Here is a 10481-nt window from a genome sequence, read left to right as displayed (position 1 = left end):
TCGATGGTCGGGCCCGCGAGCGCTTCGCAGCCCTGGGCCTCGACGAGCGCGATGCGTTCGTCCCAGGGCTGCGCGAAGGCCGCGGGCGCGTCGGCGCGGCAGTCGCACAGGCACAGGCTGGCCAGGCGTTCGGGATGCCGTTCGGCCAGCGCGAAGCCGCACATGCCGCCGAGCGAGAGCCCGACGTAATGCGCCGCGCGGATGTCGAGCGCATCGAGGATCTCGACCACGTCGCGCGCCAGGTCGCCCATGCGCCAGGGCAGTGATGGCGGTGAGGGCGCTTCCGACCGGCCATGGCCGCGCGTGTCGGGCCGCAGCACGCGCCAGCCCTCGGCGGCCAGCCATCCGGCCTGGCGGTGCCACAGCACCGACGAAGACAGGATCGCGTGCGCGAGCAGCACCACGGGGCCGTCCGCGGGGCCGTCGATATGGACCGCGACGCGGCAGGCCGCGCTCGGCAGGAAGAGGTGCTGGGTGGTCGTCATGAGGCGCCAGTCTCGGCCCTTTCCCCAGGCTCCACCACCGAGTAAAACTGAAGCCCGTTGAGAAAAACGCAACCCGCTTGCACCCATCGCGGCCTACAGTCGCCCCGCCATGTCCAGAAAACTTCCACCCCTGAACGCGATCCGCGCCTTCGAGGCCGCGGGCCGGCACGTGAGCTTCACGCGCGCCGCGGAAGAACTGAGCGTGACCAACGGCGCCATCAGCCGCCAGGTCGCGCTGCTCGAGGAATGGCTGGGCGTGCCATTGTTCCGGCGCACCTCCTCGCAGCTCGCGCTGACCGAGGCCGGGCGCCTCTATCTCGCGGAGTTGACGGCCACGCTCGACCGCGTGGCGGTGGCCTCGATGCAGCTGCGCGAGCAGGCGGTGCCGACCGCGCTGCGCATCAACGCGCCGCCGACCTTCACCATGCGCTGGCTGCTCTCGCGCCTGCCGGCCTTCCAGCGCAAGCGGCCCGAGGTCGACCTGCGGCTCACGACCTTGCTGGCGCCGGTCAACTTCGACGAGGGCCGCTACGACATCGCGATCGCAGGCGCGCTCGAGCCGCCGCCGCACTGCGTGTCGCGGCCCTTCATGAGCGAGCTGATCCTGCCGGTGTGCCATGTCGACCTGCTCGACGGCGGCCGGCTGCGCGAGCCGCGCGACCTGGCCGCGCACACGCTCGTGAGCTTCGCCACCGAGCCCTATGCCTGGGAGGACTGGCTCGCGGCGGCCGGCGTGGCCGGGCTCAAGCCCGGCGGCGCGATCCGCTTCGAGCAGATGTACTTCGCGCTGCAGGCCGCGATCGACGGGCTGGGCCTCGCGCTGGTGCCGCTGTTCCTCGCCTTCGACGACATCATCGCGGGCCGGCTGTGCGCGCCCTTCGGCGTGCTGGCCGCCAAGCAGCGGCGCTACTTCGCGAGCACGGCCCATGCCGACCCGGTGACCGAGAGCTTCTGCGAATGGCTGGTGCGCGAGGGCAGCGACACCGAGGCCTCGATGCAGCAATGGCTGCGCTCGCAGGCCCCGGCGTCCTGAGCGCGCCGCTCAGTCCATCTGCACGCCGCTGCGGCGCACCAGCTCGCCCCAGCTCTTGAACTCGCTGGCGACGTAGGCCGCGGCTTCCTCGGGGCTGGCGCTGTAGCGCGGCAGCGCGCCGATGCTGCGCATGCGCCGCTCCACCTCGGGCTTGCGCATCGCCTTGGCGATCGCCTCGTGGGTCGAGGCCACCAGCGTCTTCGAGGTGCCGACCGGATAGAGCAGCATCAGCCAGGTCGAGGCGCGGAAGTCGGCGAAGCCCTGCTCGATCAGCGTGGGCACGGCCAGCGGCGCGTCGAGCCGGCTCGCTGTGGCCGCGCCCAGCGCGCGCAGCTTGCCGCCCTGCACGAAGGCCTGCACGCCGGCCGCGGTCTCGAGCGCCAGCGAGACATTGCCCGCGACCACGTCGGTCAGGCCCGGCGCGCTGCCCTTGTAGGGCACGTGCACGATGTCGATGCCCGCGCGCCGCTTGAGCTCCTCCATCGCGAGGTGCGACACCGTGCCGTTGCCCGAGGAGGCATTGGTGAGCTTGCCCGGGTTGGCCTTGGCATAGGCCACCAGCCCCTGCGCGTCGGTGAAGGGCAGCGAGGGGTGGCACACCAGCACGAAGGGCAGGTCGCCGACCAGGCCCACCGCCTCGTAGTCCTTGAGCGAGTCGTAGGGCACGCTGCGGTAGAGGTGCGGGTTGGTGGCCACGGCCGACATGTGCGTGAGCATCATCACCGAGCCGTCGTTGGGCGACTTCGCGAGCTGGCCCATCGCGATGCTGCCGCCCTGGCCGGGCTTGTTGTCGACGATGTAGTTCTCGCCCGTCACGGCCTGCATCTTCTCGGCCATCAGCCGCGCCACGATGTCGGTGGCCTGGCCCGGCGGAAAGCCCACGAGGATCTTCGTGACCTTGCCGCGTGACGCGGCCGGCTGCGCGAGCGCCGGCGTGCCCATCGACGCGGCCGCGAGCGCGAGCAGCGCGCGGCGGCTCAGCATTGCCTGGTTGTCCATTGCGTTGTCTCCGATGTTTTTTAAAAGGGCGAAGCTTCAGGCGAGCTTCATCTCCTTGAGCACCTCGCGCGCGTTGCGCAGGCTGTCGAGCGCCGCGGGCACGCCGCAGTAGATGGCGACCTGCAGGAACACCTCCTGCAGCTCGGCGGGCGTGATGCCGTTGTTGATCGCGCCGCGCACATGCAGCCGAAGCTCGTGCGGCCGGTTGAGCGCGCTGATCATGCCGAGGTTCAGCAGGCTGCGGCTGCGCCGGTCCAGGCCCGGCCGGTTCCAGATCTCGTCCCAGCAGTACTCGGTGGTGAGCTGCTGCATCGGCCAGCTGAAGTCGTCGGCCTCGGCGATCGACTTCTCGACATACTCGGCACCGAGCACCGCCTTGCGCGTGGCGAGCCCGCGCTGGAACTTCGCCGAGGTGTGGGTCTTGTCCGTCATGTCGTCGCTCCCTTCAGGCCACGGCCGGCTCGGCCAGCGGCGTGTTCCAGGCGTCGTAGGCATAGACCCAGTCGGCGTCCTGCGGGTCGCGCAGCCAGGTGTTGGTGCGCGAGGTCAGCTGGACTTTCGAAGTGCGCGGCTTGCGCGTGGCCTCGAAGCGCTGGAAGGCCTCGGCCACGCCGTCGCGGTCGATGCCCTGGAGGCAGCGCGAGAGCACCGCCGCATCCTCGATCGCCATCGCCGCGCCCTGCGCCATGTAGGGCGTCATCGGGTGGCAGGCATCGCCGAGCAGCGTGATGTTGCCTTCGCTCCAGCGCGGCAGCGGGTCGCGGTCGACCAGCGCCCACTTGTGGACCTCGGGGCAGGACTGCAGCACGTGGCGCACCTGCGGATGGAAGTCGGCGAAGGCCTCGCGCAGCGCATGGATGTCGCCCTTGGTGGACCACGACTCGAGCCGGAAGCCGGGCTCGGGCTGGCTGGTCACGAAGTAGACCTCGCTGCGGTCGGGCTTGACGTAGTAGATGACGATGTGGCGGTCCTTGCCCCACCACTTGGTGCACTGGTCGATCTCCTGGCCGCCGAGCAGCGCCGCGGAGAAGGTGGTGCGGTAGGCGATGCGGCCCGTGAAGTTGGGCTCGGACCTGCCGAACAGCTGGTCCTTCACCAGCGAGTGCACGCCGTCGGCCGCCACCATCGCGTCGGCATGCACGGTGGCGCCGTTGGCGAAGCGCAGCTCGACGCCGCCGTCGCCCTGCGAGAAGCCCGCGAGCTTGTGGCCGCGGCGGATGAATTTGTCGGGCACGGCGCTGTGCAGCGCGGCATGCAGGTCGCCGCGGTGCGCGAGCAGGTAGGGCGCGCCGAACTTCCGCTCGGCGGTCTCGCCGAAGATCATGTCGAAGCGCACCTCGCCGGTGTAGGCGTCCTTGTTGTTCCACGAGCGCGGGTAGAAGGCCTCGGCGCGCATGCGTTGCTCAAGGCCCAGGCCGCGCAGCACCTGCATCGCGTTGCAGCCGATCTGGATGCCCGCGCCCAGGCGGGTGAATTTCTCGGCCTGTTCGTAGACCATGACGTCGATGCCGACGCGGCGCAGCGCCGCGGCCGTGGCCAGGCCGCCCATGCCGGCGCCGATGATGGCGACCGAAAGTCTCTTGCTCATGTCCGTTCCTCGTGTGGTTGGCATGAACGGAATGGTCCGGCTTTCGGCCGGTGCGAACCATCGAGATTTGCTGGCGCTGGTTGAGAAAAACTGCGGTGCGCGCAAGCACACGACGCGCCGGTGGGGCGCGTCGCGGCATCGAGAAAAGGGAGGTGGAGGAGGTCGGAAGGGGCCGCGCGATCAGCCGCGCAGGCCCTTCCAGAGCATGTAGGCCGCGAGCAGGTAGAGGATGCTCGCGAACACGCGCTTGAGCTTCTTCACCGGCAGGTTGTGCGCGGCCCTGGCGCCCAGCGGCGCGGTCAGCACGCTGCACACGGCGATCACCGCGAGCGCGGGCAGCCAGATGTAGCCGAAGGAGCCGGCCGGCAGGCCCTGCACCGTCTGGCCGCTGATCACGTAGCCGGCCACGTTGGCCACCGCGATCGGAAAACCCAGCGCGGCGCTGGTGGCGACCGCGTTGTGGATCGAGATGTTGCACCAGGTCATGAAGGGCACGCTGATGAAACCGCCGCCCGCGCCGACCAGGCCCGAGACCAGGCCGATGGCGCCGCCCGCGCCGAGCTGGCCCGCGGTGCCCGGCATCTGGCGCGTGGGCTTGGGCTTGCGGTCGAGGAACATCTGCGTGGCCGAGAAGCCCACGAACAGCGCGAACACGATCGCCAGCGCCGTGCCCTTGAGCAGCGCGAAGATGCCGAGGCTGCCCACGAGGCTGCCGATCACGATGCCGGGCGCGAGGCGCTTGACGATGTCCCAGCGCACCGCGCCGCGCTTGTGGTGCGCGCGCACGCTCGACACCGAGGTGAAGATGATGGTGGCCATCGAGGTCGCGATTGCCATCTTCACCGCGAGGTCGGCCGGCACGCCGCGGTGGCCCATGATGATCGTGATGAACGGCACCATCACCATGCCGCCGCCGATGCCGAGCAGGCCCGCGAGAAAACCGGTGCCGAGGCCGAGGGCGACCAGTTCGGCGATCAGGAGGGGGTCGAGCAGGCTGGTCACGTTCACGCCACGGACTTTCGGGTAAGGCAAGGGCGCCGTGCAACGATGGCAACGGGCCTCGGTTCGAGGGAAAAAGGGAGGGGGGTGGGCCGCAATGCTATCTGAAACGTAGCTGCGGCCCGGCGCGCACGGTCGCGCAGGAGCCAGGATCGGATGTATCGATGCGGATACAGCGTGGATTCTTGGGGCGATCCCGCCATGCCGGGGATCGCCGATGTTCGATGCGCACTCAGCGCAACGAAGAGGAATAGGTGTCTGCGAATGGGCGCCAGACTCGCATCCTGAACCGGGGTTCAGGTGGGCGAGGGCAGCAAGACTTCGGGTTCATCTGACGCGAGATGATCACACCCGTCGAGCGATATACCAAGCCCGGCTCCGTAGAGCATTGGAACAAGGACATATAAAGCCCAACGCGCACCGCAGACAGGAACGATTTTACGCCTTCGCGCTGGGGCGGCTCCCGGTTTTTTTGGTGGAATCCCTGCAGCGCGGGCAGGTTTGCATCGAAGTTCTTGCAGTGCGTGCCGATCTCTGCGAATGAGAGAAAAAAAGCGCGCTGATGCTCGGATCAGCTCAGAGCAGATGACCGTCGCCGGCCAGTGCCTGGTCGAGCTTGTGGATCAGTTGCGTGGCCTTCGGATCGACCGCGCCGTCGTCGGCGGGTGCCGCGGCCGGGGCCGTGGTCGGTTCGGCGGGCGGCGCGGCCTTCGCCGTGGCTTCCTGCGCCGCGAGATCGAAGGCCAGGTTCAGCGAGGCGAGCACCGCGATGCGATCGCGCGCCTTGACCTTGCCCGCGTCGCGGATCTTGCACATGGCCGCATCCACGCGTTCGACCGCGTCGCGCAACTGCGCTTCGCCGCCATCGGGACAGCCGAGCAGATAGCTCTGGCCCATGATCTGAACTTCGATCTGCTTCATGCGGGGGAATCTTCGGAGGGAGGTACGGCCGGCAGCTGCTCGAGCAGCGCATCGAGCCGCGTGCGCGCCGCCGCGAGCCGCGACTTGAGCGCATCGCGCTCGCGCGTCAGCGCATCGACCTGTTCCTGCAGCAGCGCGTTCGTGCGCTGCACCTCTTCGTGACGCAAGAGCAGGCGTTCCACGCGCTCGGCGATCTGGTCGATGGGGCTGGAGGCGGGCATGGTGCGCGATTGTAGTTTCCCGTGAAAGCGGCGGTCCTCCGGGGCACCCGCCGCGCCTGGCACGGCATTCTGCGGCCTGCGCGCCGCGCCATCAAACTTCGCTGAGCCGCACGTAGGTGGCGAGCAACGCGCTCTTGGCCGCCATGCCCAGCAGCACCGGGTTCGCCGTGCTCTCGATCACCGGCAGCCGCTCGCCCAGGTGCTCGAGGAAGCGCTGCAGCGCCTCGCCCAGGCTGGTGTCGGCGGTGATCGGCGCGATGGCCTGCGACAGCAGGTCCGCCGCGCGCACCTCGGCCGCGGCCGTGCCGAGCGCGGAGAGGGGCACCACGCCGAGGTAGCGCTGCTGCGCATCGACCACGTAGAGGTACTTCACCGGGTGCTGCAGGAACAGCCGGCTCATCGCCTCGCGATCGGCCTCGGGGCCGACCACCGTCTGCGCCGGCTGCACCAGGTCGCGGATGTGCAGCGAGCGCAGCCGCAGCTGCTCGTCCTGCTGCTCGCGGCGGCGCAGCGTGATCTCGTACATCGAGCCCGCGTTGGCCGAGCGCGCGACGAAATAGGCGATCACGCCGGCCAGCATCAGCGGCAGCATCACCTGGTAGTTGAGCGTCATCTCGAAGATCATGAGGATCGCCATCAGCGGCGCCTGCGTGGCCCCCGCGAGAAAGGCGCCCATGCCGACCACCGCATAGGCATAGGGAGCCGACACCGCATGCGGCCACAGCGCCTGCGCGGCATGGCCGAACAGCGCGCCCACCATGCAGCCGAAGAACAGCGCGGGCGTGAACACGCCGCCCACCGCGCCCGAGCCGGCCGTGGCCAGCGTGGCGACCAGCTTGGCCGCGAGCACCATCGCGATCAGGGTCCAGGTCCAGGGCGTGTGCAGCACCGCGTTGACCACGCTGTAGCCATTGCCCCAGACCTCGGGCCAGGGCACCGACACCAGCCCCATCGCGAGCCCGCCGAGCGCGAGCCGCCACGGCAGTGCGAACGGCAGCCGCGCGAACAGCGCCCGGCTGCCCTGCAGCGCGCGCAGGAAGCCCGCGGCCGCGAAGCCCAGCAGCACGCCGAGCAGCGCGAACAGCGGAATCTCCGCGCCATGCAGCTCGGGGAACACCGGCATCTGGTAGGGCGGCTGGTAGCCGGGCAGGGCGCGCATCACGATGTTGGCGACCACCGCCGCGATCAGGATCGGGCCCACGCTCTCCATCACGATCGAGCCGAGCACGATCTCGGCGACGAAGAAGGCGCCCGCGATCGGCGCGTTGTACGCGGCCGTGAGGCCGGCCGCCGCGCCGCAGGCCACCAGCAGGCGCAGCCGCTCGACCGGGAAGCGGAACACCCGGCCCAGCAGCGAGGCGGCCAATGCGGCGAGCTGCACCATCGAGCCCTCGCGGCCGATCGAGCCGCCGGTGCCGATGCTCACGAGCGAGGAGGCGCTGCGCACCAGCGTCTGCGTGACCGGGATGCGGCCGTCGCCGAGCACGATCGCTTCCATGTAGTCGGAGGTAGCGCTGCGCACCGCGACGCGCTTCGCGAGCACGAGCAGGCCGCCGGCCACGAGGCCGCCCGCGGCGGGGAAGGCGATGCGCGCCCACCACGGCAGCGCGCGCGCCATCGCGACCAGGCTGTCGCCGGGGCCGAGCACCAGGTGCTCGAAGCCGCGCAGCGCGGCGCGAAAGCCTTCGGTCGCGAGCGTGCCGAGCAGGCCGGCGACGATGGACCACAGCAGCATCGACTGCCAGCCCGAGACGCCGAACAGGCGCTGCAGGGCGGAGCGCAGGCGCAGCAGCAGCGAGGAGCGCAGGGTCATGCGGGGTGGTGGTGATGACGTCCCATAGCCCGTCGATGTTAGTGCGCGAGACGCGGCGAACGTCGGGCGCACGCAACTTTCGACTTAAAGCGCGCGGCGCAGCGCCTAGAATCTCGCCCGTTGGTGCCTGCGGCGTGGTTCACGCGCCGCGGTTCAACGGGAAGCAGGAGTGAAGGGACCGGCCGCGCGCCGGCACCGAAGCCGCCTGCGCTGCCCCCGCAACGGTCAAGCAGACGGCGCCGCAAGGCGCCACCCTCTCCACACGAGCCACTGGGTGCCCTGAAACAGGCGCCTGGGAAGGCGGCGAGGGCCGGTCTGCCAGCCCGGATACCGGCCAACAAGGCGGTTCGCGCATGCTCTTCGCCGAGGCGATGCAGGCACGGACCAATGGCGCCCCGGGCGCCGGCGGGGAGGCCGGCAAGGGGCATAGACGTTCGTTCGCTCACTCCATGATTTCCTGCGTTTCCTTCTCGCGCCGTTCGCGCGCTCGCGTTTCTGCGTCCTCCTTGCGCGCGCGCCTGGCCGGCCTGCCGCTGGCCTTGGTGCCGGCCTTCGGCGGCCTGCTGCTGGCCCAACTGCCGCTGGCCGCTTCGGCGCAGGCCCAGCCCGGCGCGCTCGGCGAAACGGTGGTCACGGCCAACCGCACCGCGCAGCCGCTGTCGGACCTGGTGGCCGATGTCTCGGTGATCGACCGCGAGACCATCGAGCGCAGCGGATCCACCGGCGTGGCCGACGTGCTCGCGCGTCAGGCCGGCATCCAGATCGTGCGCAACGGCGGCGTGGGCAACTCGACCAGCGTCTACATCCGCGGCGCCGAGACGCGCTTCACCGCCGTCTACATCGACGGCGTGCGCGTGGACTCGCAGGCCACCGGCGGCGCGGCCTGGGAAAGCATCCCGCTGGCGCAGATCGACCGCATCGAGGTGCTGCGCGGCCCGGCCGCCGCGGTCTACGGCTCCGACGCCATCGGCGGCGTGATCCAGCTGTTCACCAAGCGTGGCGAGGAGGGCGTGTCGCCCTCGATCGGCGTGGGCTTCGGCAGCCATGGCCTTTCGCGCACCGAGGCCGCGATCAGCGGCAAGGCCAATGCCTTCGACTATTCGTTCGGCGTGGCGCACGAGGAGAGCCGCGGCTTCAACATCCAGCCGCTCGAGAAGCGCACCTTGCCCAAGGACGGCTTCACCAGCCCCGACCGCGACGGCTACAACACCACCTCGGGCAATGTGCGCCTGGGCTGGCAGATCGCGCCCGGCCAGCGGCTCGAGGCCACCGCGCTGTCGAGCGACACGCAGGCGCGCTACGACGCCGCCAAGTCCGGCAGCAAGCCGCCGGCCTACTACCTCGACGACCAGAGCCGCAACCGGCTGCGCACCGGCGGCCTGACCTGGTCGGCGCAATGGAACGAGGTCTATAGCACCCGGCTGCAGGTGACCGATTCGCAGTCGGTCTACAGCACCATGCCCTCGTACTACCGCACCGAGACCCGGCTGCGCGGCTACCTGTTCCAGAACGAGCTGCGCTTCGGTCCGCACCTGGTGACGGCCGCGCTCGAGCGCCGCGAGGACCGGCTCGAGAACGCGCCCACCAGCAGCACCGACAAGGGCCTGGCGCGCAAGCGTTCGCAGGATGCCGTCTCGCTCGGCTACGGCTTCGTGCAGGGCCCGCATTCGCTGCAGCTCAACGTGCGCCACGACGACGACAGCGAGTTCGGCGGCAAGACCACCGGCAGCGCCGCCTACGGCTTCGCGATCACGCCGAAGCTGCGCGTGACCGCCTCGGCCGGCACCGCCTTCCGCGCGCCCACGCTCTACCAGCGCTTCAGCGAATACGGCAAGCCCGACCTGCAGCCCGAATCGAGCCGCAACGTCGAGCTCGGCCTCAAGTACACCGACGGCCCGACCAATGCGGGCATCGTGGTCTACCGCAACCAGGTGCGCAACCTGATCGTGTTCGATTCGACCGCCAAGGGCTGCGCCTCGTCCTTCGGCTGCTACGGCAGCACCGCGCGGGCGCGCTACGAGGGCGTGACGCTCTCGGGGGGCCACCGCATCGGCGACGTCACGCTGCGCGCCTCGCTCGACTTCCAGGACCCGCGCGACCTCGCGACCGACAAGCTGCTCGCGCGCCGCGCCAAGCGCTATGCCACGCTGGGCGCCGACTGGCGCCTCGGTGGCTGGACGCTGGGCGCCGAGGTGCAGACCTCGAGCCAGCGCTACGACGATGCGGCCAACACGCGCACGCTCGGCGGCTACACGCTGCTGAACCTCGTGGCCAGCACGAAGATCGTGCGCGACGTCGACCTGGTCGCGCGCATCGACAATGCGGGCGACAAGGACTACATGCTCGCGCGCGGCTACGTCACCGGTGGCCGCAACGCGTACGTCGGATTGAAGTGGACGCCCCAGTAAGCCAACACCTGCCT

10 protein-coding genes and 1 riboswitch are annotated in these 10481 nt (G+C 70.1%); of the genes, 2 read left to right on the top strand and 8 right to left on the bottom strand.

The annotated features are described in order from the left end of the window. Positions 1–485 (bottom strand): alpha/beta fold hydrolase (locus AC27VN_RS20800; RefSeq protein WP_490877729.1); only part of this gene is annotated, 485 nt, incomplete at its 3' end. A 109-nt stretch (positions 486–594) separates the two neighbouring features. Between AC27VN_RS20800 and AC27VN_RS20795 the strand changes: the two genes are divergently transcribed. Then, a complete protein-coding gene (locus AC27VN_RS20795; protein WP_490877728.1) occupies positions 595–1518 on the top strand; it encodes a LysR substrate-binding domain-containing protein in 924 nt (307 codons plus the stop codon). Between the two features lie 9 nt (positions 1519–1527). Here the strand turns inward: AC27VN_RS20795 and AC27VN_RS20790 are convergent, their stop codons facing one another. From AC27VN_RS20790 to AC27VN_RS20760, 7 genes are all read right to left on the bottom strand, one after another. Then, entirely contained in the window at positions 1528–2517 is a 990-nt protein-coding gene (locus AC27VN_RS20790) for a Bug family tripartite tricarboxylate transporter substrate binding protein (protein ID WP_203201262.1), read from the bottom strand. A 36-nt stretch (positions 2518–2553) separates the two neighbouring features. After that, a complete protein-coding gene (locus AC27VN_RS20785; RefSeq protein WP_296740420.1) occupies positions 2554–2949 on the bottom strand; it encodes a carboxymuconolactone decarboxylase family protein in 396 nt (131 codons plus the stop codon). A gap of 13 nt (positions 2950–2962) precedes the next feature. Further along, positions 2963–4105 (bottom strand): FAD-dependent monooxygenase, encoded by a 1143-nt coding sequence (locus AC27VN_RS20780; RefSeq protein WP_490877727.1) that lies wholly within the window; start codon positions 4103–4105, stop codon positions 2963–2965. Between the two features lie 180 nt (positions 4106–4285). After that, positions 4286–5107 (bottom strand): sulfite exporter TauE/SafE family protein, encoded by an 822-nt coding sequence (locus tag AC27VN_RS20775; protein WP_203206213.1) that lies wholly within the window; start codon positions 5105–5107, stop codon positions 4286–4288. A 573-nt stretch (positions 5108–5680) separates the two neighbouring features. Continuing rightward, on the bottom strand, positions 5681–6025 hold the full coding sequence (locus AC27VN_RS20770; protein WP_093342354.1) for a cell division protein ZapA: 345 nt from the start codon (positions 6023–6025) through the stop codon (positions 5681–5683). Continuing rightward, a complete protein-coding gene (locus tag AC27VN_RS20765; protein WP_057594567.1) occupies positions 6022–6246 on the bottom strand; it encodes a hypothetical protein in 225 nt (74 codons plus the stop codon). Before AC27VN_RS20765 ends, AC27VN_RS20770 begins: the two co-directional genes overlap by 4 nt. A 91-nt stretch (positions 6247–6337) precedes the next feature. Further along, a complete protein-coding gene (locus AC27VN_RS20760; protein WP_490877726.1) occupies positions 6338–8059 on the bottom strand; it encodes a ClcB-like voltage-gated chloride channel protein in 1722 nt (573 codons plus the stop codon). A gap of 105 nt (positions 8060–8164) precedes the next feature. Beyond that, positions 8165–8412: riboswitch (cobalamin riboswitch) on the top strand. Positions 8413–8508: 96 nt separating this feature from the next. On the opposite strand from AC27VN_RS20760, the gene AC27VN_RS20755 reads away from it, so the two are divergent. Next, positions 8509–10467, top strand: coding sequence for a TonB-dependent receptor domain-containing protein (locus AC27VN_RS20755; RefSeq protein WP_490877725.1), 1959 nt, complete (start codon positions 8509–8511; stop codon positions 10465–10467). Positions 10468–10481: the final 14 nt, after the last annotated feature.

It is taken from the genome of Variovorax sp. 20P10.2.4 (assembly GCF_058244205.1).
The sequence above is the reverse complement of the archived record's forward strand: the minus strand, read 5'-3'. Positions and strand labels throughout refer to the sequence as shown.